Origin of the sequence: Pseudomonas lyxosi, assembly GCF_047758685.1 — a bacterium.
Lineage (GTDB): Bacteria > Pseudomonadota > Gammaproteobacteria > Pseudomonadales > Pseudomonadaceae > Aquipseudomonas > Aquipseudomonas lyxosi.
In genome coordinates this window covers 3,984,021-4,010,236 of the sequence record NZ_CP180481.1, presented here as the reverse complement: position 1 = coordinate 4,010,236, position 26,216 = coordinate 3,984,021, and the positions used below count along the sequence as shown (strand labels likewise).

Genomic DNA, 26,216 nt, shown 5'->3' with positions numbered 1-26,216 from the left:
GCCAGGCCAATACATTAATAACTCAGGGTGATTTTCAAGCGACAACGCATAGGCCTCCTCGGGCTTAATCTGGCAACACGGACAAGCGACAACAGCGCGAGGGTGCTCGGATGGTTACCGTGACCAAATAGTCACTGACTGACCATATGTTCAGAGTTAAGCAGGGATTTCCTCGTCTGCAAGAACGCAGACAAGTTATTGCGTCGGAGACGGCGTGATGGTCGAACTTGGCTATTGGCCCAGGCCTTGCTTTGGGACCTTTGCGGTACCTGGCCATCTTTGCGGAATGTCGAGTGTTTATGCCTGACAGGGCTTGGTAGGCGAGCGCTGGTGCTGAGGCAGACCACCCCACTTTCAGGAATCCCCCCAAGGTTGGGGACTTTCGCCCGCCAGAGCTGGCTGGCTTATTTATTGCCAAGCTTCTTTAAAGGCAGGCTGGCCACGCTCCGCGCGCAAACACAAAAACAAAAAATCAACAAGGGGAACCCTGCCTTGAAAATTTCAACCATCTGCGTCGCGGGCAGCCTTTTGGTTTCGGTCGCGGCGTCTGCCACAGGGATTATTCCCGTCTTGGACCTGGACTTCACAAGGTCGGCTGCTGAAACGCTGAAAAAACGGGGCATCAACGACGCTTGTATCATTGCTGCGTCAAACCCGAAAACGTTCACCTATTGCCGAGAAGGATCGCCAACGCTCTGGAAGTATCAGACTTTGGATCTGGAGCAACAGTCGGCGATCCTGAATGGCGAAAAGCGGCACCTGACAGACTACGGGCAAATCACCGTCGCGGAAGCCGATAGCGCAGCCTGCCAACAAGACAACCCTGTGCCATTGGTTAAAGCGGCGATTACTCGTGGGTTGGCCTTCGGCCTGATCACCCTGTTTATGTTGATTGCTTTGCGACATACCTACCGGGCAAGCCGCCGTCCGTAAGCACAGACTCAAGAAGCAGTGCTATTTGACCAGTCGCGTTTCCTTGGAAGGCCTGTATCCGAAGTACGAGCTATAGCACTTGCTGAAGTGGCTGGGCGATACAAAGCCACACGCAACCAACACGTCTACCTGGGACAGCTCCGTGTGCTGGAGCAACCGACGCGCCTCGGTAATCCGCAATTCCATGTAATACCGTTGCGGCGTTGTGCCCAGTTGCTCCTTGAACAAGCGCTCGAGTTGTCGACGCGATCGGCCTGCATATACGGCCAACTGCTCCAACTCCAGAGGCTCTTCGAGGTTGGCATCCATCAGCTTCACCACCTCGCGTAATGGCGCACTCACGCAGACATTTTCAGTCGGTTTTATGCGCCGATAACGCGACTCCTCGAAAGCCAGGATGTCCTCGATACCCTCGACGAGGGCTTTGTCGTGCAAGCCTTTGATCCAGTCCAGCGCCATGTGGAATGCCCCCGAGGGACTGGAAGCCGTGAGCCGGTCTCGATCGATGACGTAGGGCTCACTGGTGACATGCGTCGCCTTGGAGATTTCCGCGAGCGCGGGGCGATGTTCGGGGTGAATCGCGCAACGATATCCGTCAAGCAAGCCTGCCCTTCCCAGGAACCATGCGCCATTCCACAACCCGGCCAGACTGACACCCTGGTCTGATGCAGCCCTCAACAGGGAGATGAGTTCATCCGTCGCTTTGAGTTCTGTCCTGTAGCCGCCACAAATGACCAGAAGATCCAGGTCGTGGATCGCTGAACAATCGAAACGGGCATCCGGGCGAATGACCAGGCCCAGGTCACTGATGACTTCCTCATCGGTCAAACCGAACGTTCGGGAAGAGAACAACCCGGGTCGCAGAAGATTCGCGGTGACAATCGTATCCAGTGCTTGCGTGAATGCGGGCAGCGAGAAATGCTCAAGCAACAGAAATCCTGCCCGAACCATTTGAGTTTTCTCGTTGGGGTTCTCATTCAGATAGCGGAGATTCTTCCCCTTCATGCCTCCGCTAAATTGACGTCGTTCGATCAATGTTCGGCCTACTCGGTTACGTAACCCAACCGGTCATTGGGTGCGTTGATAAACCTCAATGCTAACTGTAGAAGTTTCAAAACCACTAGCGCCATTTTGCGATTGATCAGGCCAGCTGAAAGCCGTGACGCAGCCTTGAATCACTCGCAAGCCGCGCCTAAACGATGGCGGCATACCCATCGACACTATCGGGCCAACGAGTCAGAACCTCGAAGCCGTCGTCAGTGACCGCCACCATATGCTCCCACTGAGCCGAGAGTGAGTGGTCTTTGGTGACCACGGTCCAACCATCAGCCAGGGTTTTCACATGGCGTTTGCCAGCGTTCAACATGGGCTCAATGGTGAAGATCATGCCGGCTTTCAGTGTCAGGCCCTGGCCTGGGAAGCCATAGTGAAGCACCTGCGGCTCATCGTGATAAATCTTGCCGATACCGTGACCGCAGTATTCGCGCACGACGCTGAACCCGTCTCTTTCGGCCACCTTTTGAATGGCATGGCCAATGTCACCCAGCGTAGCGCCGGGGCGGACGACGCGAATACCGGCGCACATCGCTTCATAGGTCGTATCTGCCAGGCGCCGGGCATCCGGGCCGGGCTCACCCACGAAGTACATGCGGCTGGTGTCGCCGTACCAACCCTCCTTGATAACGGCAATGTCGATATTGACGATGTCGCCATCCTTTAGTGGCGTGGCCGAAGGAATGCCATGGCAGACCACTTGGTTGACCGAGGTACACACGGTTTTCGGGAAGCCGTGATAGCCGACATTGCCCGGAATGGCTTTCTGCACGTTGACGATGTAGTCGTGACAGAGCCGATCAAGTTCGTCGGTGGTGCCCCCCGCTTTGACATGCGGAGCAATCATGGCCAGGACCTCGGCGGCCAGCGTGCCCGCAGCACGAGACATGGCTATTTCTGCCGGGGTATTGATAGCAACATTGGCCTTCATTGCTTGGCTCCTGATGCTGCATCAACCTGGGTGCTTTGCGAATAATCGGCGAGTGCGCACAGCTGTTTTACATCGAGGCCGCCAGCCAGTTCGGCACGAATCAGCAAGCGGCAGATGTCGCTGTGGTCCAGGTTGGGATGTAACTCCGCAAGCATCCCGATGCGCATCCAGTGCTCGGCTTGGGCGTTGATCGAGCGACTCAACGCATCGCTGGCGACGCGCAGATTCTCGTGCATGGCTTCTGAAATTTTTACGATACCCACTGCTCAATCCAATATGAAATGTATATGGATCGTATATTAGTCGGTAGTCGTGTGAAATTGCAATTTCATGGACAGAACGGGTGCGCTGAGGTCGCTGGTCGCGGTTGGTCAATATCAGCGGATGTACCCCGAATCGGTGAGAGGCTGCTGAACTACTTGCGCTCTCGCTCTTCATACCACTGCATGAACGCTTCGGCGCTTACCGGTCGGCAGACGTGAAAACCCTGGGCCATGTCGCAGTGGTAACCGCACAGTGCATCAAGCACGTCGGATGTTTCTACGCCTTCGGCGATGACCGCCATGCCAAGATTGTGACCAAGATCGACAACGCTCCGTACGATTAACTCATTGGCTTGATCGCTTTGCATGGCCAGTACAAAGGATTTGTCGATCTTGAGTTCACTGATGGGCAAATCCTTCAACTGAGCCAGACTGGTATAGCCGACGCCGAAATCATCGATGGCGATATGGATGCCCAGCGTATGCAGCTGCGTCAGGATGGTACGAGCAGCATCGGAATCGAGCATGATGGCGGACTCGGTCACTTCGAGTACGAGCATGTTCGGGGTCAGTTTGTGGTATTCAAGCAGATCGACGATCTGAGCCACCAACTTGTCGTCCAGCAGGTTGCGTGCAGAAATGTTCACGGCAACCGGTATGCATATCCCGGCATCGGCCCAGGCCCGCACTTGAGACAGCGCGAGGTTCAGCACGTATTGAGTCAGGGAGCCGATGATCCCGGTGAGTTCGGCAAACGGAATGAACTCATCCGGATTCACGCGGCCGCGCACCGGATGCTGCCAGCGCACCAACGCCTCGACGCCGGTGACTTCTCCTGTGCTCAGACTGACCTTGGGCTGGTACTCCAGGAACAATTCGCCGCGATCCAGACCTCGGCGCAATTCGCCGAGCATGGCCAGGCGTTCCGGAGAGCGTCGATCCCCTCCCGGGTCGTAGGCGAGTATGCCCTTGCCCTGCTTCTTGGCCGCATACATGGCGATGTCGGCGCGCTGCATGAGCGTCGAAGGATCGTCGCCGTGCAGACCCGAAACCACCACCCCAAAACTGGCTTCGACATCCAGTTCGATCCCGTCGATTTCGAACGATGCGGTAATCGCGGTGTGCAGCCGTTGCGCTGCTTTCAATGCCCCCTCCAGGCCTTCGACGGCGGGAAGCAGAATCGCAAACTCATCACCTCCCAACCGGGCGACCGTGTCGATTTCCCGCGCCTCGCTGATCAGCCGCTTGCCGATCTGGTCGAGCAGGCTGTCCCCGTAGTGGTGCCCCAGGGTGTCGTTGACGTCCTTGAATCGGTCAAGATCGATCAGCAACAGGCCCGTGGTTGACCCCTGTCGGCGACCAAGGCGCAGTGCCTGCTCGAAACGGTCAGCCAGGAGGGTCCGGTTAGCCAGTCCGGTGAGCTTGTCATGCAGCGACGCGTGCAAGGCGTCCTTGCGTTGACTGTCGAGCTCGACACGTGTGCGCCGCAGCACTTGGGCGAACAGGCCAGCGAGAAGCAGCCCGGCGATAAAAACGATTGGCGTGCTATTGGCGTTGAAAGCCTCCCGTGTGCGCAGCTTCTCCAGCGCCACGATAGACTCCTCGTGGTGATCGGCAGCGGCTTGCAAAACGACTCTTTCAATCTTTTCAAACCGCGGGTCGCCCTCGTCATTGTCGATCCTGCGTACCTCGGCTTCATTCCCACCGTCAACGGCCTTGAACAACTTGTTGACGCTTTCCAGGTAGAGAATCAGTGCCGTGCGAACCTCCTCGACAAGGAGGCGGTCCACAGACGATCCGGAGTGGCGAATACGCTCGAGTGCATGCGTCAGCACCTGCACGTTTTGATTGAAGCGACGAAGCACTTGCGGCCCCGGTTCCAAGCGATACAGGCGCTCCAGCGACTCGGCGGCAGCCACCGCGGTCGCCGCCGCTGTGTAGTGGTCGGACAGAACGCTCGAGGCGATCGCCTCCTGCCCCAGGCGCCCGGTGGTGATTGAAGACCACACCGCAAAGCCGCTGATTGTCAGCAGTACGACGACCAGACCATAGCGCGCCCACCTGCTGGGTATGGTGTTACTCCAATGTATAAGCCTGGATACGGCGATGACACGTGCAAAGGCTTCGGGATGCTCTGGATTTGCTGGCGGTAAATTGCTCATGCGCTACCTCATGTAGACGTGGCTGCTTCCATTCTTCCTGGCAATATCCACCAAACCTTGAGCTTAGTCGAAAACGAAACTGACCTTGTTTATTCAATAGTGGCTGTGCGCCTACCCAAGGGACTTCAATAGCTGAGGGAATGAAGTGCTGAGCAATCATCGTTTGTACCCCCACTCGATGATGCTCAGAATTCGTGGCGCAGACATTAGCCGTTGTTCTTCCAATTGATCGAGTCAGTACCTGTCAGAAAGAGCCCGATTCACCCTTTCACACCGCACCATTCGACTCAGGAGATAACAATGAATAAAACCATTTCTCGTCGTAGCGGAGGTCAGATATTGGTGGATGCCTTACGCATCCATGGCGTCAAAAGAGCTTTTTGTGTTCCGGGAGAAAGCTACCTCGCGGTGCTCGATGCATTGCATGACGTGCAAGATGAAATCGATCTGGTGGTGTGCCGCCAGGAAGGGGGGGCGGCCTATATGGCAGAAGCCTACGGCAAGCTCACTGGAGAGCCAGGCATCTGCTTCGTGACCCGAGGCCCGGGTGCAACGAACGCCTCGGTTGGCGTTCACACTGCGTTCCAGGATTCATCGCCGATGATTCTGTTCATTGGCCAGGTCGCTCGCGATCAGCAGTATCGCGAAGCCTTTCAGGAAGTTGATTTTCGCCAGATGTTTGGCCCCTTGGCGAAATGGGTCGTGCAAATAGACGACACCCGCAGAATTCCCGAACTGATCAGCCAGGCGTTCCACCGAGCGGTCAATGGCAGGCCTGGGCCTGTCGTGGTCACGCTGCCGGAAGACATGCTGACCGAAATGGCGGAAGTCAGTGATGCCGGGCCGTTCAAACGTGTATTGATGACGCCGGCAGCCGAGCAAATGGCCGCCATGCAGCAACTGCTTGAGCAATCAGAGCGGCCATTGATGGTGCTGGGTGGCAGCGGTTGGGACACCGAGTCAGTGCACGACATCCGGCTTTTTGCTGAACAGCAAAATATCCCGGTTGCCGCCTCTTTTCGCTGCCAGGACCTGTTCGACAATCGACACCCAAATTATGTCGGTGATCTTGGTTTCGCCGCGTCAGCGCAGCTGTCCTCAGCGGTAAAAAACGCCGACCTGCTGTTGGTCGTGGGCTCCAGAATGGGTGAGGTTTCAACGGGCGGATATGCTGCCTTGGACATCCCGGTACCGAAGCAAACCTTGATCCATGTTCACCAAGGCATCGAGGAGTTGGGACGGGTTTACCAACCTGCGTTAGCGATCAACAGCAGTATGTCGACCTTTGCCAAATCAGCCGCAAAACTTCCGGCGGCGACCAGCCAAATAGAGAGTGAATGGACGCGCACCCTGAACAAAAACTACCGCGAAAATCTGCAACACTCGCCCTCCCCTGGCGATGTGCAAATGGCGGAAATCATTGAGTGGTTGAATCGCAGACTTCCGGACGAGGCGATCCTGACCAATGGCGCCGGAAACTATGCCGTCTGGCTTCAACGCTTCTATCAGTTCCGCCAATTCCGCACCCAGCTAGGCCCGACCAATGGCTCCATGGGCTACGGCGTTCCTGCCGCTGTGGCCGCCAAACTGACGTGCCCGGACCGAGTGGTGGTTTCGTTTTCAGGAGATGGTTGCTTCTTGATGAACGGCCAGGAGATAGCGACTGCAGCGCAATATGGCGCCAATGTGATTTTCGTTGTGATCAACAACGGAATGTACGGAACCATCAGAATGCACCAGGAACGCAATTACCCTGGACGCGTGTCAGGCACTGAATTGCGCAACCCGGATTTCGCCGCACTCGCCCAGGCCTATGGACTGCATGGCGAGGTGGTCACCGCCACGTCGGAATTTGCGCCAGCGTTTGAACGCTGCCTCGAAATGTCCCGACCATCCTTGATTGAGGTCAGAGTCGACCCTGAAGCATTGACCCCTCGACTCAGCCTGACTCAGATCAGAGAGCAATCAAGCAAAAAGTGAGCGGCAATTGCTTCAGTTTTGGGCGCCGAATTCACGTTGTAGAAGGCGCCTTTTTTTGATTGTTCCGCGCAAAACCATGGATTGCTGCTTGTGACTCGTGAGTTCATCGACCTGTCCCACCTACAACAGCAGTCGATCAATGGCCTGAACAGCATGCATCCGCAAAGACAAACCCTGCACAACGAACTGCACGCGCGTCCGTCACTGTACTTCGACGAACCGGCCCATGTGTTTCATCTGGCTTTCCTTGGCGGGGAACCGGAGTGCAATGCGCTGCTGGAGCACTGCTGCCCTACCCCGATCGATCCTCATGCCGCCCAGGGCATCACCCAACTCGATGGCCACGCCCTGAAATGGGAACGCCACGCCGAGTTCTTCACCCTGACCCTGGTGGTCACTTCATCCTGCGATGACCTGTCCTGGACATCGCTGCCCGAGGTGCTGGCGCAAAAGGTCGAAGCGCATTTGCCGCAGCTGATCAACTCGGTGCAGATCGTAGTGCGTGGCGAAGCCGGCCTGGACCTCGCTGGCTACGGCTTCAAGGACCCGTGCGGTTCCTGCGTGGGTGGTGGCGATGCGGTGGTCTGGAGCGATTTTCGTCTCAGCGAGGACGGCAACAACCACATCCTGTTCGTCAACCGGCGCCTCAACGCTTACCGCCAAGGTCGGATGATCCGCCGTCTGCTCGAAATCGAGACCTACCGCATGATGGCCTCGCTGTCGTTGACCACGGCCAAGACCTTGAGCGCGCAACTCGATGTCTTTGACAAGACCTTGGTCACCCTCTCCGAGCGTAACGCCGACGCTGACAGCGGCAACGCAAAAGCCCTGCTGGCGGACATCTCCAACCTGTCAGCCCAAGTGGTCAGCAGTACCGCGAAAACCCGCCACCGCTTCAGTGCCACTCAGGCCTATGCCCAACTCGTGTACGAACGCCTGGGCGAATTGCGGGAAAGTCACGTAGGCGATTGCCAACGCCTCGGGGTGTTCATCGAACGCCGTTTCAAGCCCACCGTCAGGTACTGCACCGCCACCGAACAACGCCTGGAGCACCTGGCCAAAAGCGTGGCCAACCTGGGCGACCTGTTGCAAGCCCGGGTTCAGGTGGAAATGGAAGAACAGAACTCGGAAATTCTCAAAAGCCTGAACGCCCGCGCCGACGCCCAGATCAAGATCCAGCGTGCCGTCGAAGGTCTGTCGATTATCGCCATTACTTACTACCTGCTGAACCTGCTCAAGCTCGGCTACTCAGGGTTGCACCTGCTCGGCGCCGAGGTGGCCCCACGGGACGCCATGCTGGCCATGACGCCCCTCGCGATCGCGATCCTTGCGCTGATTATTTTCCGCATCAAGAAAGTCAAAGAACACTGATACGGTGAATCGCAGGGAGGCGCCATCACCCATCAGGATGGGAGCAGGTCCAGTGTGCGCTCAACCTCTTGAATGTCGATTTTGAAGCCATCGCCCTCTGGCGTTCCGACCACAAAGCCAAAATTCTGATTGTCGCGATCCGTCAGGTACTTGAAGTAGCTGACGAAACGATTCGGTGGCTGCAGTACCAGCAACGAACCACCCTGCGGCAGTACATTGACACCATGTACAAGCTGGCTCCCTTCGACCCCCATCACGGTTCGCGCCCCGGCACACGTCGCCACTATGGTCGGGACATCGGTTTTCAAAGGATTGATTATGCGAAAACCCCTGGTCTTGCGCAGATGTTCAGCGAGCTCCATTTCATTGCGCAAAAAGCGCAAGTCACCGTCGCCACCCCGGAGAATGAACACACCAGGGTGAGACTCATAGCTCACGTGCGACAGTAGCTTTTCTCCCATGGCACGGAAACGTAAATGCCTGCTTTGATTGTTGCTCACATCGTCGAACAGCACGAGTTCACGAAAAAACGCACTGCTCAAGCGAAGCGGCTTCATATCAAACCAGTCCTCATAGGCGGGGGCCTGGGTAAATAGAGGAAACCTGGCGGATGGCGCGGTGGTTATCGGGACGCCTTCATCGCATGCCAATGAATAGGTCGGGCAGTTTTCCATCAACCATGTACCAAACCATGTATTTCCATTTTGCGTGCAGTAGGCGGCACCGCGCTCGATCTCGTTTTCCACGAGAATTCGCGGAAACATACCAGGCTTGAGAGACAACCAGAAACTTGCATTGTCCTTGTAGAGCGCGCCATCGATCAGCCAGACATCCTTGATCAGGTAGCCACGTGTCGGGCCTTGCACTACGTCGCCCAGCCCTTCCATTGTGCGAGCGGGATGCTCGAAAGGATAAAAGCGCTTCGCCTCCCATCCTGTCACACGGTCCATTTGATTGGGCAGGAAGAAAGCCGGCGGAGAATGCGATATCCCACCCGGAGCAACATCCCAGGTTTTCACCGCCAGGCTTTTCAAGCTGATCTCCGCCTTACGTGCGAGTCTTTTTCTTGCCATATACCTGTAGGCGGCAAGGGTCCATTTTTTCCGATTGCCAGTGGTCGAAGTGCTTATTTGCGAGACATCGCTTTCCATGAAGAGTCCTCCCTGCGGGACAGGGTCAATAGCCAGACGCGAAGCGCACTATTTATTTCAGTCGTGGAAATTGCTCAGCTGGATGCAATCCTTTTCATAATGGGTGGGGTCTGCAAACTGGCGTAGCGACTACGCAAGGTTTCGAGAAACTGTTCGCCAGAACTCTTGGCGCAATAAAGATAAATCTTGTGCAGCCCGCCAAATACCATTTCATGATAACGGCTGGCGACCTCCTCATCGCTTGGCCCGTCCGGCAAGCCAAGATGAAGGGTCAATTCCTTTCCTTCGACAGCGAATAGCGGCGTGTCCCAGAGGAATTTGGCTGTACCTGTCTTGGGCAGCCGGACAAACATATAAGCGTGGTTCCCCAGGGAATCAATATCACCGCCGCGCCTTCTTTTCCATTTCAGAAGTCCGTCGTCTGGCCGTGCCAGGCAAAGACCGATGTCGTAATAATCGAAGCCATTGTCTATCGCCCATTCAAGTGCCATGAAGGTGGTAATCGAGTTCACTTCACGCAGTCTTTTGGCATCTGAAAAAATCGCCTCGGTATATCCAAAACGCAGCGTGCTCCAGTAACGCTTTCCGCCCCGGGTTATTACGCAGCCAAGGTGACATGCAACAACCTCGTCCTCCAGCATGATCAGGTCGAGCCGGCCGACAGTCTTGGCGATCCTGAAAACCTCCTGCGTGGCAAATTGCGCAGCATGGATACCTTGCCTTGCCGTGGCATAAGGTCGAAGCATTTCCCTGTCTGCCTTTTCAATGTCTTCATCCAACAGCGTCTGGACCATTCGGTAGCGTGGTCGGTTCTTGCGTATATTTCGACGCAATTCGCTATCGTATTTTGTGGTGATCTCCTCGATGGATCGCCCCAGCGGTACGACGGCGCTCAGATACAAGGGCACATACAAGGCCCCCGAGGTCGGCATTTCACTGACCACTACCACATGACTCGACGCGCCAGGTTCCGGTTCACTGTCGACCATAGGGGAATCACCTTGAGTCTTTCCCCTTATGAGAAGCTTGGCCATCTCCCGCTTCTTTTTCCTTCCGATATAAAGGATTTCGTAAGGACTTTCGTTCTGCACTCTGAACCTGGCAATTTCCCAGCGCCAGAAACACGCACGTCCAAGGATGTCTCGCAACCAGTTCAAAGCGTTTCTTATCTCATACCGCATTGACGGAGATATGAGTTTGCGGATAACTGCCGCCAAGTTCTCTTTCATTTCTTCGTCATCCTTTGAGCTTTCTTTTGGGTAGATCAGAAAAAGATCAAGGCGGAACTTCAAGAGGCGTGCTTAAACCTTGATATAAAAGACATATTTAATGAGGAACGCTCTCACGTTCAGTGACTAGTAAAGATCAAGGTAGCGACTTTGCAAGCGACATGAGGGTGGCGCCCGCCGTCTATTTCATGACGCCAATTTTTCTTCCAGACCCAGTAGAAGCGCCGTCAGTATGGCGTTCTCGATCGCCCCCCCGGTCCCGGCCGTCGAGGAATGGAAGCACCCTGTTAACTGACGTGGAATGCCCCCCAAATCGTCCTTAGTCAGCGCCCGAAGTATTTAACGGAGTGACGACGTCAGCGCGTGAAGCAGAGACATTAAGGAAGGCATTCCAAATCTCGTAAGCATCGTGATGCCGTTTGGTCGCCTCTTCCCATTCTGGTCCTGAAACACATTTGGAAGAGACCAGCGTCATCATGCCCATCGTTGCAGCGTCCAGCTCGATCAGGAAAGCGTGAGACTGGATTCTGAAATCTTCGACCGATGGCATTACATGTTCCCCCGGCGGATTACACCGCTATTAAGGAGCAGCTGCTCCTTGGACGGTGGAGTACCGTCACCAGTGAAAATTCAGGCAGTCTGACCGCCGGTACGTTTAGTTGCCCAAGCTGATCGACGCCGACAAAAAATCTCGAACTCAAGCCATGGCATCGAATCCAATGTTCAGGTCAATGGAGGTCAGTGATATGAACAGCGATAACAGTGTCAACGACGTCGAACCGGACGCAACGTCAAACGCCGAAAGAGATCTTGAGGACAGGGACACGGACGCCAAAGATGTGGATGAAACCGTTACGCCCTCTTCAACTCGAACCAAGGAGCAGGAAGCTGAGGAGCTCAGTCGGAAAATAGCGGAGATAGAACGCAAAGTGGCGGACGGTAACTAGCAGGATGCCGAGGGCTGTGAGGCTATAATCTTGAAGACACGCCGCTCCTCTCCTTCGTCAATGCATTTGCATTGACTTTGGACTGGGCTGGATCGGTTCCGGTGCTACGCTTTCATTTCCTGATAGAGAACGAAGCGATGGCCACCGAACTCTCAACCCCCGGACTCACGACTGTAGCCATGAAATTGATCCTGGTCGGTGGTATCACCGTTGCGATTATCGGCACGATGACCTATGGATTTTTCCAATGGAAAATCGTCGAAAGCCAAAAACACGACATGCTGTGCGGACAGGCCAAGCAGACGTTGAAAGGCGTGGAAATCCGGGCGCGGGCGTTGGCTGCCGGACTGTCTGTAGAAGCCTATGGCAAGGCTGAAGAAGACGAAGTGGCGACACTCATTGGTGCGCTCGACGCCGCCAAGAGCGACGCTGAAGTCGACTCGGTCATAGAGGCTCACGCGGCCACCATAGAAGCAGAGGATGCGGCTATTGACGCTCAGGTTGATACCCGAGGCGATCAGACATTCCTCGAACAACGACTCGTGAAACAGCGGATACCGGTCGACGTTAAACAAGAACTGCAACGCGCCGCGAAGGCCGTTAGCGTCATGTGCAGTTAGTGTTCAACAGTGCCCTACGCCCCACCCTGCGGCCAAAGACCAACACTTGCACCCATCCGCCACTCACTCGAGTTGATGCGCTGTCTTAATAAGAACCAAAAAGAATTAATAAATACAAAATCAGTATTTATCGTTATAAAAATATCCGCGTACTCTCACTTCATCCCGTCATTCATCACCACAGTGAAGTGCCCCATGAATCCGACTGACAACCTCATCGACTTCGCCAGCTACCGCAAACGCAAACAGGCTCAGCAACGGGCGCGGGCCATGTGGGAAATGTATGCACTCAATGCAGGTTTACAGGCTTTTCAGTGGGTGCAAGCCGCTAAAGCCACCGAGACGCGTCACGCATGAACGCGCAGCAACCCTCGCGCTTTCTGGCGAGCGCCGACGAACCCGTGCTGGATTTGAATAACCTGGAACCACTGGAAGAAGACCCGATCTGCGAACGCGTCGCACAGAACCTGCAACGTCTGCGGGGCAAGCGTCACCTGTCCCTCGACGCCCTCGCCAGACAGTGCGGTGTCAGCCGGGCCATGCTGGCGCAGATCGAATCCGGACGCAGCGTGCCGTCGATCAAGGTGCTGTGCAAAATCGCCAAGGGCTTGAAGGTGTCGGTGGCCGCGTTTCTTGAGCATCGGGCCTTCGAAGGGGTGGCGGTGCTGTCGGCCAGCCAGAGCAAACGCCTGGTCAGTGCCAGCGGCGCCTTTGTCAGCCGCGCGCTGTTCCCGTTCGACGTAGCGCGCCAATCGGAGTTTTACGAACTGCGCCTGAGCCCGCTAGGCGAAGACGTCTCCGAGGGCCATGGCCCCGGCGTACAGGAAAACCTGGTGGTGTCTCAGGGCGTGCTGGAAATCAGCGTCAACGACGAACGCTACCTGCTCTCCACCGGCGATTCGATCCTGTTCTATGCCGACCAGCCCCACCGCTACCGCAACCCGGCCGACAGCGAGGCGGTGGCCTATCTGGTGGTGACGTACCCGGAACGCCTGGACTGAACGACACCGAAACTGTAGGAGCACGGCTAATCTGCATTAGCCGGGCGTTTTGATGCCTGCTCAGACGATCAGCAGGTGCAGCACATCAGCGGCATGCCATTGCAGCTCATCATCATCGGCATGCTGCAGTCGTTCATCATTTTCATCATCAGGGTGCAGCAGTTTTTCATCATGTCCATGTTCATGCCCGCCATCGGCATGATTTTGCACATCATGCAGTCAGCCATCAGCGTGCATTCCATCACGCACTTCATCGATGGCATCGGCATGCCCATCATCGGCATTGGCATCATGGTGCTCATCATCGGCATGGCCATGCTCGCCTGGGACATGCACATCATGCTCATGTTGCCGCAATGCATCATCATCGGCATGCCGCAGTTCATCATCATCTGCATCATTTCAGCGCTGTTCTTGAACATGGCCATGTCCATGCCAGCCGCCGGCATCATCTTGCACATCATGCCGTCGTCCATCATTTCGCACGACATGGTCGCCATCATCATCGGCATGCCCATCATCGGCATCATTGGCATGGAGGTGTTCATCGGCATTTGCATCTGCATGGCGTTCATCATGGTGTTGCTCCCTGAATCATCGAATAGTTGGACGAAGCTGATGGAGCCGATTCTAAGGACTGACGCAGAGCCGGCAAGATGATGACCGAACAGCAAAAATAGATGTTGGAACCACCCTAGTGTGGCCTTCAGGGCAACAATGGCTGCTACAACGAACAAGCCGCTGTCATCACGAATACCTGCACAGCCATGACGCGGCTTTGTGGGTTATGGATATGCGAACAACAGCTATATAAATAACCGAAAGAAATAATCGATCTAAACAGGGTGCGGTTTTTTTAGTTCAGCGACTCAATGTCAGTGACTCGTCACCCAACTCCCCAAAAAATGGCAGCCTGGCGCACGCTGCGATCCTGGCAACGATCGAACGTCGCAAATTCGTAAATACACACCGGTAACGCAGCGGTTTTTTTCGTCCATACAGAAAATGATACCAATGTGCCTTCGTTGCGCACTGAAGCCACAGACTCTGACCTCTCGATCGCTCTCCTGAATGAAATGATCTAGGAATACCGGACTATGGATGCCGTGAACATCGTCGACGCCACCCACAAGGCGCGCAATGGCAACTTCACCAAAGCTGAGTCACTGAGCCGAATCGAGCAGGCCCAGAAGGAAATCGACCAGACATGGCAAACCTATAAAGCGACGCAACTGATTCCGGCAGAAACGCGCCTGATCGCGCAAATCAACCCGTTGATGGAAGCCACCCGCGGGCCATTGCAAAACTTGCTGGGCCTGCTGCGCCAGAACGACGACGCGGGTCTGGCACGGTTCGCGACCGAGCAGTTGTATCCGCTGATTGACCCCTTGTCAGACAAATTTTCCGAGTTGATCGAGGTTCAACTGGTGGAAGCCAAGAACCAGTTCGAACAGAACCAGATCGCCTACACCTCCAACCTCAGAACCAGCCTGCTGATTCTGGTATTGGCGCTGATCGCGGGCGCCGCCTATACGTTCTTTTTCACCAGACTGTTGGGCCGCCAACTCGGCGCTGAACCTGCAGAACTTGCCGCCATCAGTTCGAACATCGCCGACGGGAAACTGGCCGCTACGCAGCGTGATCCGCAACAGCCGTCGACTGGCGTTCTGCACTCTGTCCAGGCAATGCGCCACAGTCTGAGCGACATGATTGGCAAGATCAGCCAGGCCTCCGAGCAGATCGAGGGTGCCACGCTGCAATTGTCTGCGTCCTCCGAACAGGGATTGAGCAGCGCTGCACTGCAAAGCGAGACCGCCTCCTCCATGGCGGCCACGGGGGAAGAGCTTTCCGTGAGCATCACTCACATCGCCGACAATGCTCGACAGGCCCAGAGCACTGCGCAGAAGGCGGGCGAAATCACCGGCGAAGGCCTGGCGGTGATGCAAGCGTCCATCAAGGAAATGGGGCAGATTGCCGACCTGGTTGCACAAAGTTCATCGGACATCGATCAACTGGCGATCCAGTCGAACGACATCAGCCTGATTGTCGGGGTGATTCGGGGCATCGCCGAACAGACCAACCTCCTGGCCCTCAATGCCGCCATCGAAGCGGCACGCGCGGGCGAGTAAGGTCGTGGTTTTGCCGTGGTCGCCGATGAAGTGCGCAGCCTGGCCGCCCGCACAGCGCAATCCACCACGGAAATCGTTGCCTTGGTCAATGCCATCAAAAACGGCATGGTCAAAGCCAAAGACAGCATGGCCGCCGGTTGTGAGCGCGTGACCCATGGCCAGAAGCTGGTCGAAAGCGCTGGCGATTCAATGAGCAGGATCAAGGGTGCACTGGACGAATCCCTTGCGGCCGTCAGCTTCATTTCGTTGTCGTTGCAGGAACAGCGTGCCGCCAGTGAACAGGTCGCCTGCAACGTCGAAAGAGTGGCGCAAAGTGTGGAAGAGAACGCCACAGCCCAAAACGGAATCGTGCGAACCACCCAGGAACTCAAGGCGATGTCCGACGGACTGGGCGTTATTCTGCAGCGGTTCAGTTTCTAAATGATCCTGGGAAGCAAAGTCTCATCAAACCATCAACGGTGGCTCAAACGCCGTAATGGGCGGCAACGCTTGATCCCACTTCACGATCTCTACCGAAGCGGTTTGCGCCGAGCAGCCCTGGGACAGACTTGAAGCCCCGACATCGGCCGTGATCATGTTCGGGTTGCCATGTTTTTCCAGGCTGCTTCGCTCGCCATGCACCCATGGATCGAACCAGGCCCCGGTGGCGATTTGCACCACACCGGGGCGAATCCTGTCCGAGACGATCACTCCGGCCAGAAAGGCGCCACGCTCGTTGAACACCTTGACCACGTCACCCTCGACAAGGCCTCGAACGCGCGCATCCTCGGTGTTGAGGGTCAGCGGTTCACGCTGCTGGATCTTCGAAGATCGGCTGTAGGCACCGTGATCGTATTGACTGTGCAGGCGGGTTTTCGGTTGATTCGATAGCAACTGCAGCGGGAACTGCGTCACCGGTTTATCCAGCCATACCGGATGACCAGGACAATCGGCGTAACCAAAACCGGCGATGCATTCGGAAAAGATTTCGATCCGTCCCGAAGGCGTCGGCAGCGGGTTCGCATCCGGGTCGTCACGGAAGGATTTGAGCAAGACGGTATCGGTGTCGGGATAAGCGATTTCGAACAATCCGTCTCGCCAGAAGGTGTCGTAGTCCGGCAGCTCAATCCCATGATCCTGCGCCCTGCCCCGGGACTCGTCATAGGTAAAACGCAGCCAGGCCTCGGCGTCGCGTCCTTCGGTGAAGGTCTGGCCGAAACCCAGGCGCTCGGAGACCTGCGCGAAGATCGAATAATCGTCCCGGGCTTCACCCACCGGCTCGATCGCCTGTTGCATGGCAATCATGAAGCGGTCCGATGCGGAGCTGCCAATGTCGTTGCGCTCCAGGGCCGTTGTCGCTGGCAACACGATGTCCGAGTACTTGGCCTGGGCCGTCCAGAACTGCTCATGAACAACAATGGTTTCGGGACGCTTCCAGGCGTCCAGTAAACGGTTGAGGTCCTGGTGGTGATGGAAGATGTTGCCGCCTGCCCAATAGACCAGGCGTATGTCCGGGTAATGCAGTTGCTTGCCGTTGTAGTCGAACGGCGCGCCCGGATTGAGGAGCATGTCGGTCACCCGCGCCACCGGAATGAAATCCTTGACCGGGTTGATCCCTTGGGAAAAGCGCGGCCCGGAAAACGCTTTGCGACCGCTGCCGGTATTGTTCATGCAGCCATAACCCAGGCCGAAGCCTCCCCCCGACAGGCCGATCTGCCCGAGCAGCGCGGCCAGCGTCACGGTCATCCAGAACGGTTGTTCGCCGTGTACCGAGCGTTGCAGGGAATAGGCAATGTTGATCATCGTGCGTTGGCTGGCCATGCGTCGCGCCAGTTCGGTGATTTGCTGCGCTGGAATGTCCGTCAGTGCCTGCGCCCACAATGGGTCTTTGGGCTGGCCGTCGACATGGCCGAGCAGGTACTCGCGAAATTTCTCGTAGCCGACGGTGTAGCGCTGAACGAAGGCCTGGTTGTGCAAACCTTCGCTGACCAGCACGTAAGACAACGCCATCATCAGCGCGGTGTCACTGCCGGGGCGAACCGGCAGCCATTGATTGTTATTCGGCCCGGTCAGATCGTCGCGCAAGGGACTGACGTTGACGAATTGCACGCCGGCCTCGGACATCGCTTCCAGTGCGCGGGACAACAGATGCTCGCTGGCGCCGCCGGGGCTGGTCTGGGCATTTTTTGCCGGCAGGCCACCGAAGGCGACGAACAGCTCGCAATGCTGCGCCAGGTTTTTCCATGAGGTGTGCGCTGCCAGCAGCCAATCCATATTGCCGACGATGTGCGGCATCAACACCCGTCCGGCGCCAAGGCTGTAACTGTCCATGCTGAACACATAGCCGCCGAACAGATTGAGGAAGCGGTGCAACTGACTTTGCGCGTGATGAAAGCGCCCGGCACTGCCCCAGCCATAGCTGCCACCGAAGATAGCCTGATTGCCGTGCTCGGCCTTGACCCGTTTCAACTCCCTGGCGACCAGGTCCAGCGCGACGTCCCACGACACTTCGACGAAGGGTTCCTGACCGCGCAGCTCGGGGTGAGCACCGGGCTCAGCGAGATAACTGCGGCGCACGGCCGGGCGCATGATCCGTGTCGGCGAAGTTATGGCCTCGGGAACCGAAGCACCGATGGGCGATGGATCCGGGTCCCACTCCACCGGGACCATGGCGTGCAGTTTTCCGTCGACGACCTGCGGGCGGTACGCCCCCCAATGCATGGAAGTGAAACTCATGGTGCGATGAACTCCCTGATACCTCTTTATTGGCTGAGAATAACCCCCCTGCTACCAACTCTCACCCAGCCCGAGCAAGCCCATGATCTGGCGTCGCAAGTCCACCAGATACGGATCGTCGCGATGACGCGGATAAGGTCGCTCGATAGTCAGTTGTGCCTTGATCGCAGCGGGCCGGTCACTGAACACGATCACTCGGTTGGCCAACAGCAAGGCTTCTTCAACATCATGGGTCACCAGCAGCGCGGTGTAGCCCTGGCGTTGCCACAAGTCGATCAGTTCCTTCTGCATGGTGATGCGGGTCAGCGAATCCAGCTTGCCCAACGGCTCGTCGAGAATCAGCAGGCGCGGTTCGTTAACCAGCGCCCGGGCCAACGCGACACGTTGTGCCATGCCGCCTGATAACTGCCGCGGATACGCCCGGGCAAACGGGCTGAGGCCGACTTTCTCCAATGCTGCATCGACCTTGGCGGAATGGGTTTTGAGCAGGCCTTGGGCTTCCAGGCCAAGGGCGACGTTGTCCCACACGCGCCGCCACGGGTACAGCGTCGGGTCCTGGAATACCACGACCCGGCTCGGGTCCGGGCCGGTAATCGGTGCACCATCGGCCAGCACCGTACCGGCGTCGGCCGGTTCCAGCCCTGCCACCAGTCGCAACAGCGTGGACTTGCCGCAGCCCGAAGGCCCGAGCAATGCGACGAATTCACCGGGTGCCACGTCGAGGGAAACCCGCTCCAGTACCGGCAAGTGCTGACCGTCCAGGGCAAAACCGTGGCTCAGATTGTTAATGCGCAACGCCAGCCCAGCCGAAACCGGGGCAGTTGATGTGTGTGCCTGCGCTACCATTTCATCGCTCCTTTTTGCCAGGCCAACAGCCGGTCACGGATCAGGAACAGCGCGGAGATCAACCCCGAGCAAGCCAGTGCCATGATCAACAGCGCCGCGTACATATTGGCGTAGGCCGCCCAACCCTGGGCCCACTGCAAGTACCAGCCGATGCCGGATTTGACCCCCATCATTTCCGCGACCACCAGGGTCGAGAACGAGGCGCCCAACCCCATGAACAAACCGACGAACACATGGGGCAACGCCGCCGGGATCGCCACTTTGAAAATCAGAAAGCCCTGCTTGGCGCCCAGAGTTCGCGCCACGTCGTAATAGGCTTTATCGACACTGGCCACACCTGACCACGTCAGCACTGTGACCGGAAACCAGGTCGCCAATGCGATGAGAAACACGCTGGCGCTCCAACTGGTGGGAAACAGAAAGAAGCACAGTGGCAACAATGCCGTCGAAGGCACCGGCCCGAGAATGCGCAACACCGGGTGCAACCAGTAGCCGATGCTGCTCGACCAACCGATGGCCACCCCGGCCACAAAACCGGTCGCGGCACCCAGCGCCACCCCCGTCCCCAGCAACAGTGCCGAATGCAGCAAGCTGTCCGCCAGACGCGGCCAGTCTTCCACGTACACCGCGAGCAACGCTTGTGGTGGTGCGAAGAACGGCACCGGCAGCAAACCTAGCTTGGCGGTGAGCAGTTCCCAGATAGCCAGCAGAATCGGCAACGCGATCAACCAGGCGCCCGCGGCACGAATACGCGTGGCGACCTTTACCGACCAGTGACCGACGATGCCCAACAGACCGACCAATGCCGCCACGGCCAGGCACAGATTCGCCAAGCCCTGGGTCATCGGCCAAGTGCGCGCGGCATTGGGCCAATAGCTGATCAACAGCGCGACCGCCACCCACGCCGCCACCGCGACCGCACCTTGTCGCCAAACCCTGGAAGCCCGCTGCGTCGCCGGTGCGGCCAGTGTCGAAATCTCAGCTGAAGACATCGGCGGTGATCTCCTTGGCAAACTCGCCGGCGTTGGTGCTCTGGCGAATGACTTCCACGGTTTGCAGGTCGGTGACGTAAGTGGTGATTTCTTTGGTCAGTAGCGCGCCAACGGCATGATGACCGTGGGTATGGTCGTGCAGGATCGCCTCAACTTCTTCGGTGGAGGTATTCAGCGCATAGGCCTGGAAACCCTTGGCCACAGCCTGAGGATTTTTCACCGAGTAATCGTGGGCCTCGAGAATCGCCTGGGTCAGGGCCGCCGCCAGGCGTTTTTCCTCGCGCACCAATTTGCCGGTGACGCCGACGACGCAGCAGCTGAGGTTGGCGTACTCCTCGACCAGGTTGGTGGACAGTTCCTGGGCTTTGCCGGACTTGATAAGGCGGTACATGAACGGGTCACTGCCGCTGACCGCCTGAACTTCGCCGCGCTCCAGTGCGGTGCCCAACAGGTCGGCCGGGTACAGTCGCCAGTCCACATCACGCACCGGATCGATGCCGTGTTTTTTCAGCAGGATCGAAAAGAAATTGCGGTCAGGGCTGGCCATGTCGGTGACGCCAATGGATTTGCCTTTGAGGTCTTCGAGTTTGAGCACGTTGCCATTGGCCGCACTGAGCAAGCGCAGGCAACCGCCGTGAGTACCGGCGGTGAGCTTGACGTCGAAGCCCTGCTCCAGCGCCTTGAGCCAGCGCAACGCCATGCCGACCCCGGCATCGGCTTTGCCGGTGGCGATAGCTTCGAGCAGCACTTCGGTGGAGTTACCAAAGTTGACCAGCTCGACATCGAGGTTGTGTTTCTTGAAGAAGCCTTGCCCGTGGGCGATGACCACTGGCGCCAGGCAAACCGCATTGAGGTTGACCGCCAGTTTCAGCGCGCGCGGTGTGTCCAGGCGGATGAAGTCGCCCGTGCCGGTGGGCTCGGCGCCGGTTTCGACAGCGTGTCCTGCATGTTCATCGGCAGCCCGACTGGAGCGCGGCAACGACATCAGCAGTGGGCTCGCCAGGGCGACGCTGGCCAGACCCAGCAGGTGACGACGGGTCAATCGATCGAAAACATCCATTCAAATATCCCTTTGGTTGGTAGAAGAGTTCAGTCCTTCAGCTCGCCGAGCCCCAGGTGCTCACGCAAGGTCGAGCCTTCGTAAGCGCGGCGGAACAAGCCTTTGCGTTGCAGATGGGGAATCACGCTTTCGACGAATTCGCTGAACGATCCCGGCAGGTAACCCGGCGAGATCACAAAGCCGTCGCAGCCTTCGCCCAGGAACAGCTCGGCCAGTTGATCGGCAATCTGTGCCCCGGTGCCCACCAGTTGCGGTACGCGAACGCTGCTGGCGAAAATCCGCCCCAGTTGCTCCAGCGTGGTTTCGGCGCCTTGCATCAGCAGCTTTTCGGCGGCGGCCGGATGGATCAGCGGCGATTGGGCGATCTCGGCCAGCGTCGCGGATAACGGAAACGGTGACAGGTCGACATTCAGTTGTGAGGCCAGCGTGACCAGCCCCAACTCGGGGCGCGCCAGGGCGTTATGCCGATCACGCTTGGCCCGCGCTTCGGCTTCGGTGCCGCCAATGAACGGCATGACCGCCGTCAGCACTTTGCAGCTGTCGGCCTCGCGCCCTTGTTGCACGACCTGCGCCCGCACGTCGTCACGGAAGGCGCGCATGGCGCTCAAATGCGGGTGAATGGTGAAGATCGCCTCGGCCCAACGCGCCCCGAAACGCCGACCACGACCGGACGAACCGGCCTGGATCAGCACCGGTCGCCCTTGTGGCGTGCGCGGGATGTTCAGCGGTCCTTCGACCTTGAACCACTCACCTTGGTGTTGCACCGAGTGGATCTTCGACGGGTCGGCCAGCACCCCGGTTTCGCGGTCCAGCTTGAGCGCGTCCGGTCCCCAGCTGCGCCACAGTTTCAATGCCACTTCGACGAATTCGTCGGCGCGGTCGTAACGCAGGTCATGCTCCAGGTGCTTGTCCTTGCCGAACAGACGCCCTTCGCTGTCGTTCATCGAGGTGACGATATTCCATGCGGCACGGCCCTTGGACAGGTGATCCAGGGTGGCAAATTCCCGGGCGATATGCGCCGGTTCGTAATACGTGGTGGAACGGGTTGCGCCCAGGCCCAGCTTGCTGGTTTGCCCGATCAGGTAAGACAGGATCGGCAAGGGGTCCAGGCGTGTCGCGTCCTGGGCGCCATAACGCAAGGCCAGATCCCGGGAGCCGCCCATCTGGTCACCGACCGCGAGGCGATCGGCGAAGAACAGAAAGTCGAACAACCCCTCCTCCACGACTTTTGCAACCCGCGCGTAGTACTCGGGCTCAAGGTAATTGCCAACGGTGTCCGGATGGCGCCACACCGCGTGACTGTGGATGACCGGCCCGGTCAGCAAGAAAGCAGACAAGTGAATTTGACGACTCATGGCAATGCTCCAAAGGGCTGGAAGTGGTCGTGCTTACTTCGTCTTCGGAGTCCAGACCGCGATGTCGGACACCTTCAGCGGCTTGGGCGTGAGTTTCGCTGCGTAATAGGTGTCGGCGATGCGTTGCTGCTCGGCCAGTTCATCGACCTTGACCGGGACGATGTCGTAGCTGCGGCGAGTGTTCGCCAGCTCCACCGTGGCGGGCGGAATGTTGCCCCACACGGGCCCGAGAATCTTCGCGGCCTCTTGCGGGTGCGTTTTGACCCACTGCCCGGTCTCGCGCAGGGTATCGAAGGTGACTTGCAGCACCTCCGGGTGTGCGTTGGCGAACTTGGTGGTCGCCAGGTAAAAGCGGTTGTAGTTGGCTACTCCGTCATTGCCATCGGCCAGCACGCGCACGTGATGTTCCCGCTGTTGGGTCGCCAGGAACGGGTCCCAGATGGCCCACGCATCGACACTGCCGTTGGCGAACGCCGCCCCGCCATCCGGTGCTTCCAGGTAACGCGGTGTGATGTCGGCGAGGGTCAGGCCGGCTTTTTTCAACGCCGAAATCAGCAGGAAGTTACTGCCCGAGCCTTTGGAGACCGCGACGGTCTTGCCCTTCAGATCGGCGACGCTATGAATCGTCGACTTGTGCTGAACGATGATCGCTTGCGCGCTGGACGACGGATTTTCCCGGGCGTAATAGGTCAGCGGCGCATCGGCAGCCTGGGTGAACAGCGCGAAGGCATCCGCCACGTCGGCATGCAAATCGACACTGCCCGCGTTCAGCGAGCTGAGCAGGCCGGTGCTGAATTCATGCCAGTTGACGGTGAAGCCCAAGGGTTTCAGACGCTCTTCGAGTTGGCCGTTCTGCTTGAGCAGAATCCATAAGGTCGAGGAACGCTGGTAGCTGATATCGATGGCTTGTTGTGCATGAGCCCCCGCTGCGGCGAACAACAGACTGGCGGCGACGATGAGTTTTTTCAACTTCATGAAAGGCCTTGGTATGAGTGGGTTTCGAAGAGGCTGCACAAAAAATCGAGTCAGCAATGTTGCGTCCGGCGAGGCTCCGAGGCTGCGCCAGAAAACAACTTTGATTATATTAGTGACAAGTAATTATGAAAGAATCAAATAATTATAGGGTTATAACGGGTTCGATCCTGCACCACCCAAGCCAACAACAAAAGGAATATATAATGATTTATTTATTCCTTAATCGAATATATGAAACCCCTAAGCTAATTCCTAAAAATTATTTATCGAATATTTTTTAGAACCATATGATTCATGGCAGATAGCTCTTCCCTTTGCTGAATGCCGAGCGTGCCATGTCGAAATCCACCCAAAACGTTAAAGCGAATTTCCGTCGTCCGGTCCTGGCCGGTCTGGTCGTTGCACTGGCCTTGTCGTTCGCCTTCCCGGCCCAGGCCCGGGAAACGGTACGAATCGGTTACCAGAAGTCATCGACCCTCATCACCTTGTTGAAAACCCAAGGTACGCTGGAAAAAACCCTCGCGCAGAAGAACATCGATGTGAGCTGGCATGAGTTTTCAAGTGGTTTGCCACTGCTGGAAGCGCTGAATGTCGGCAACGTCGATATCAGCGCTGACGTGGCGGATACGGTGCCGATTTTTGCTCAGGCCGCGCAGGCCAAACTGACCTACTTTGCGCAGGAAGCGCCCTCGCCTTCCGCCCAGGCGATCGTCGTGCGCGAGGACTCGCCCCTCAAGCAACTGTCGGATTTGAAAGGCAAGAAAGTCGCGGTCACCAAGGCGGCCGGCTCCCATTATTTGCTGATCGCCGCCCTGAACAAAGCAGGCCTGGCGTTTTCGGACATCCAGCCAGCCTACCTGTCGCCCGCCGATGGCCGAGCAGCCTTCGAAAACAACAAGGTCGACGCCTGGGTCACCTGGGAACCCTTCCTCACCAGCGCGCAACGTCAACTGCCAACGCGCACCCTGGCGGACGGTGCCGGCCTGGCCAGTTACAAACGCTATTACCTGACCAGTACGAGCTACGCCAAGGCGCATCCCGACGTCCTCAAGCTGGTTTACGATCAACTGCACAAGACGGGCGACTGGGTAAAAACCCACCCACGTGACGCGGCGCAAATACTCAGCCCATTGTGGGGCAACCTTGATCTGGACACCGTCGAGACGGCGAACACCCATCGCAGCTACCAGGTCCAGCCGGTGAAAGGCGATCAACTGGGTGAGCAGCAGAAAATCGCCGATGCTTTTTTTGCCGCGGGTTTGTTGCCCAAGGCAGTCGATGCGAAAGACGTCGATATCTGGAAGCCGTGAGGGCAACCGCAGGGCGTTATAGCCACAGGGCATTCACCCCGCAGAATGTCTGCGTCGGTGCTACGGACGGGAGGTTGATCATGGTCAATACTTAGAGACTGGATGTACGTCGCACGAGCCGCACGTCGGGCGGCTAATCCACGGGAGGTTCGTCATGTCTGGTCAATCCCGCTTCATGCTGGTTGCATCACCGCTGATGGAACACAGCCCCGCTTTCGACAGGGCCGCCGCGCTGGCCAAGGCCGAAGACGCCGCGCTGCACATCGTCGCCTTCGATTATCTGGAAGGCCTGGCGACCGCCAGCCTGGTCAACGAAAAGGCCCTGGAACAGGTGCGCGTGGGCTACGTCGAGCGCCACCGCCAATGGCTTGAGGAACAGGCCCGCCCCTTGCGCAAAATCGGTGTGCACGTCACCACCGAAGTGGCCTGGGTCGAACGCCCCTTGGAGGAAATTCTGATTCACCTCAAAGAGCAGCCGATGGATGTGCTGATCAAGGCGCTGGAGCACGAATCGCTGCTGTCGCGGCTGATGTTTACCCCGCTCGATGTGCATTTGTTGCGCGAATGCCCGGTGCCGCTGCATTTCGTCAGCCACGCCGTGCACGCCTTGCCGCGAAAGATCGTCGCGGCGGTCGACCCTTTTCATCGCGATGACCATTACAAAACCTTCAACGACCGAATCCTTCACGAGGCGGCGAAACTGGCGAGCGCCTGTAATGCCGAGCTCGATGTGGTCTACGCCTATGACCTTTCATCCATCAGCGCCGACGAATTCGGCTTCGACAACGGGTCGGCGTTTTTCTCCTCGGGCAAAGCCAAGACCGTATTCGATTACCAGGAGGATGCCTTCAACGACCTGGCCGAGCGCAACGGCATCGCGCCGGAGCAGCGGCACATGATCATGGGCAACCCGGCCAAGGTCCTCACCCGCTATACCGATGCCTATGACGTTGACGTGATTGTCATGGGCCGGATCGGCCATCGCGGCATGGGCCGGCTGATCGGCAGTACGGTGGAGCATCTGCTGTACAAAATGCCGTGCAGCGTTTGGGTGGTGTACACCGAGCGGCTGGATGAATAGCTGCGATACACGCAGCCCCTGTAGAAGCTGCCGCAGGCTGCGATCTCTTGATCTTTGTTCGACGCAAAACCGTGAAGATCAAAAGATCGCAGCCTGCGACAGCTCCTACAGT

At 57.5% G+C, this 26,216-nt stretch carries 23 protein-coding genes and 1 pseudogene; 10 read left to right on the top strand and 14 right to left on the bottom strand.

Features of this window, described 5'->3' with window-relative positions:
- The first annotated feature begins 372 nt into the window (after positions 1 to 372).
- Positions 373 to 933 (top strand): hypothetical protein, encoded by a 561-nt coding sequence (locus ACMXYI_RS18490; protein WP_415768475.1) that lies wholly within the window; start codon positions 373 to 375, stop codon positions 931 to 933.
- A 21-nt stretch (positions 934 to 954) separates the two neighbouring features.
- On the opposite strand, the gene ACMXYI_RS18485 is transcribed toward ACMXYI_RS18490, so the two are convergent.
- The 4 genes from ACMXYI_RS18485 to ACMXYI_RS18470 all read right to left on the bottom strand — a co-directional run bounded on the left by ACMXYI_RS18485 (position 955) and on the right by ACMXYI_RS18470 (position 5,342).
- On the bottom strand, positions 955 to 1,968 hold the full coding sequence (locus tag ACMXYI_RS18485; RefSeq protein WP_415768474.1) for a GlxA family transcriptional regulator: 1,014 nt from the start codon (positions 1,966 to 1,968) through the stop codon (positions 955 to 957).
- Between the two features lie 157 nt (positions 1,969 to 2,125).
- Positions 2,126 to 2,917 (bottom strand): type I methionyl aminopeptidase, encoded by a 792-nt coding sequence (gene map, locus ACMXYI_RS18480; RefSeq protein ID WP_415768473.1) that lies wholly within the window; start codon positions 2,915 to 2,917, stop codon positions 2,126 to 2,128.
- On the bottom strand, positions 2,914 to 3,180 hold the full coding sequence (locus ACMXYI_RS18475) for a ParD-like family protein (protein ID WP_415768472.1): 267 nt from the start codon (positions 3,178 to 3,180) through the stop codon (positions 2,914 to 2,916). Before ACMXYI_RS18475 ends, map begins: the two co-directional genes overlap by 4 nt.
- A gap of 152 nt (positions 3,181 to 3,332) precedes the next feature.
- Positions 3,333 to 5,342, bottom strand: a complete 2,010-nt coding sequence (locus tag ACMXYI_RS18470) for a putative bifunctional diguanylate cyclase/phosphodiesterase (protein WP_415768471.1) — start codon at positions 5,340 to 5,342, stop codon at positions 3,333 to 3,335.
- A 300-nt stretch (positions 5,343 to 5,642) separates the two neighbouring features.
- Between ACMXYI_RS18470 and ACMXYI_RS18465 the strand changes: the two genes are divergently transcribed.
- Together ACMXYI_RS18465 and ACMXYI_RS18460 are read left to right on the top strand one after the other, a co-directional pair.
- On the top strand, positions 5,643 to 7,322 hold the full coding sequence (locus ACMXYI_RS18465; protein WP_415768470.1) for a thiamine pyrophosphate-binding protein: 1,680 nt from the start codon (positions 5,643 to 5,645) through the stop codon (positions 7,320 to 7,322).
- Between the two features lie 153 nt (positions 7,323 to 7,475).
- Entirely contained in the window at positions 7,476 to 8,693 is a 1,218-nt protein-coding gene (locus tag ACMXYI_RS18460) for a DUF3422 domain-containing protein (protein ID WP_415773920.1), read from the top strand.
- A 32-nt stretch (positions 8,694 to 8,725) separates the two neighbouring features.
- On the opposite strand, the gene ACMXYI_RS18455 is transcribed toward ACMXYI_RS18460, so the two are convergent.
- The 3 genes from ACMXYI_RS18455 to ACMXYI_RS18445 form a co-directional block, all read right to left on the bottom strand.
- Positions 8,726 to 9,844: a glycosyltransferase family 61 protein gene (locus ACMXYI_RS18455; RefSeq protein WP_415768469.1), complete on the bottom strand. Its 1,119-nt coding sequence runs from the start codon at positions 9,842 to 9,844 to the stop codon at positions 8,726 to 8,728.
- Between the two features lie 74 nt (positions 9,845 to 9,918).
- Entirely contained in the window at positions 9,919 to 11,073 is a 1,155-nt protein-coding gene (locus tag ACMXYI_RS18450; RefSeq protein WP_415773919.1) for a hypothetical protein, read from the bottom strand.
- Between the two features lie 319 nt (positions 11,074 to 11,392).
- Positions 11,393 to 11,623 carry a hypothetical protein gene (locus ACMXYI_RS18445; protein WP_415768468.1) on the bottom strand — a complete coding sequence of 77 codons (231 nt, stop codon included), beginning with the start codon at positions 11,621 to 11,623 and terminating at the stop codon, positions 11,393 to 11,395.
- Positions 11,624 to 11,819: 196 nt separating this feature from the next.
- Here ACMXYI_RS18445 and ACMXYI_RS18440 point away from each other — a divergent pair, with 196 nt between their 5' ends.
- From ACMXYI_RS18440 to ACMXYI_RS18425, 4 genes are all read left to right on the top strand, one after another.
- Positions 11,820 to 12,020, top strand: a complete 201-nt coding sequence (locus ACMXYI_RS18440) for a hypothetical protein (protein ID WP_415768467.1) — start codon at positions 11,820 to 11,822, stop codon at positions 12,018 to 12,020.
- A 179-nt stretch (positions 12,021 to 12,199) separates the two neighbouring features.
- Positions 12,200 to 12,640, top strand: a complete 441-nt coding sequence (locus ACMXYI_RS18435; protein WP_415768466.1) for a hypothetical protein — start codon at positions 12,200 to 12,202, stop codon at positions 12,638 to 12,640.
- 195 nt (positions 12,641 to 12,835) lie between these two features.
- Positions 12,836 to 12,997 (top strand): hypothetical protein, encoded by a 162-nt coding sequence (locus ACMXYI_RS18430; RefSeq protein ID WP_415768465.1) that lies wholly within the window; start codon positions 12,836 to 12,838, stop codon positions 12,995 to 12,997.
- Positions 12,994 to 13,641 carry a helix-turn-helix domain-containing protein gene (locus ACMXYI_RS18425; protein WP_008156932.1) on the top strand — a complete coding sequence of 216 codons (648 nt, stop codon included), beginning with the start codon at positions 12,994 to 12,996 and terminating at the stop codon, positions 13,639 to 13,641. Before ACMXYI_RS18430 ends, ACMXYI_RS18425 begins: the two co-directional genes overlap by 4 nt.
- A 68-nt stretch (positions 13,642 to 13,709) precedes the next feature.
- On the opposite strand, the gene ACMXYI_RS18420 is transcribed toward ACMXYI_RS18425, so the two are convergent.
- A complete protein-coding gene (locus tag ACMXYI_RS18420; protein WP_415768464.1) occupies positions 13,710 to 14,219 on the bottom strand; it encodes a hypothetical protein in 510 nt (169 codons plus the stop codon).
- 525 nt (positions 14,220 to 14,744) lie between these two features.
- Between ACMXYI_RS18420 and ACMXYI_RS18415 the strand changes: the two are divergent.
- Positions 14,745 to 16,190, top strand: a pseudogene (locus ACMXYI_RS18415) (methyl-accepting chemotaxis protein); the annotation flags it as partial.
- Positions 16,191 to 16,214: 24 nt separating this feature from the next.
- Here ACMXYI_RS18415 and ACMXYI_RS18410 read toward each other — a convergent pair.
- Genes ACMXYI_RS18410 through ACMXYI_RS18385 form a run of 6 tightly spaced genes read right to left on the bottom strand, consistent with a single transcriptional unit; the run spans position 16,215 to position 23,713 of the window.
- A complete protein-coding gene (locus ACMXYI_RS18410) occupies positions 16,215 to 18,485 on the bottom strand; it encodes a molybdopterin guanine dinucleotide-containing S/N-oxide reductase (protein WP_415768463.1) in 2,271 nt (756 codons plus the stop codon).
- Between the two features lie 51 nt (positions 18,486 to 18,536).
- Positions 18,537 to 19,331 (bottom strand): ABC transporter ATP-binding protein, encoded by a 795-nt coding sequence (locus ACMXYI_RS18405; RefSeq protein ID WP_415768462.1) that lies wholly within the window; start codon positions 19,329 to 19,331, stop codon positions 18,537 to 18,539.
- Positions 19,325 to 20,323: an ABC transporter permease gene (locus ACMXYI_RS18400; protein WP_415768461.1), complete on the bottom strand. Its 999-nt coding sequence runs from the start codon at positions 20,321 to 20,323 to the stop codon at positions 19,325 to 19,327. The genes ACMXYI_RS18405 and ACMXYI_RS18400 overlap by 7 nt, the downstream gene beginning before the upstream one ends.
- Complete coding sequence (locus ACMXYI_RS18395) at positions 20,310 to 21,383, bottom strand: ABC transporter substrate-binding protein (protein WP_415768460.1); 1,074 nt, start codon at positions 21,381 to 21,383, stop codon at positions 20,310 to 20,312. Before ACMXYI_RS18395 ends, ACMXYI_RS18400 begins: the two co-directional genes overlap by 14 nt.
- Positions 21,384 to 21,412: 29 nt before the next feature.
- Positions 21,413 to 22,738 (bottom strand): LLM class flavin-dependent oxidoreductase, encoded by a 1,326-nt coding sequence (locus ACMXYI_RS18390; RefSeq protein ID WP_415768459.1) that lies wholly within the window; start codon positions 22,736 to 22,738, stop codon positions 21,413 to 21,415.
- Positions 22,739 to 22,771: 33 nt separating this feature from the next.
- Positions 22,772 to 23,713, bottom strand: a complete 942-nt coding sequence (locus tag ACMXYI_RS18385) for an aliphatic sulfonate ABC transporter substrate-binding protein (protein ID WP_415768458.1) — start codon at positions 23,711 to 23,713, stop codon at positions 22,772 to 22,774.
- A gap of 335 nt (positions 23,714 to 24,048) precedes the next feature.
- Between ACMXYI_RS18385 and ACMXYI_RS18380 the strand changes: the two genes are divergently transcribed.
- Both ACMXYI_RS18380 and ACMXYI_RS18375 read left to right on the top strand, forming a co-directional pair.
- Entirely contained in the window at positions 24,049 to 25,023 is a 975-nt protein-coding gene (locus tag ACMXYI_RS18380; protein WP_415768457.1) for an aliphatic sulfonate ABC transporter substrate-binding protein, read from the top strand.
- Between the two features lie 154 nt (positions 25,024 to 25,177).
- Positions 25,178 to 26,104: a universal stress protein gene (locus ACMXYI_RS18375; protein WP_415768456.1), complete on the top strand. Its 927-nt coding sequence runs from the start codon at positions 25,178 to 25,180 to the stop codon at positions 26,102 to 26,104.
- Positions 26,105 to 26,216 lie beyond the last annotated feature (112 nt).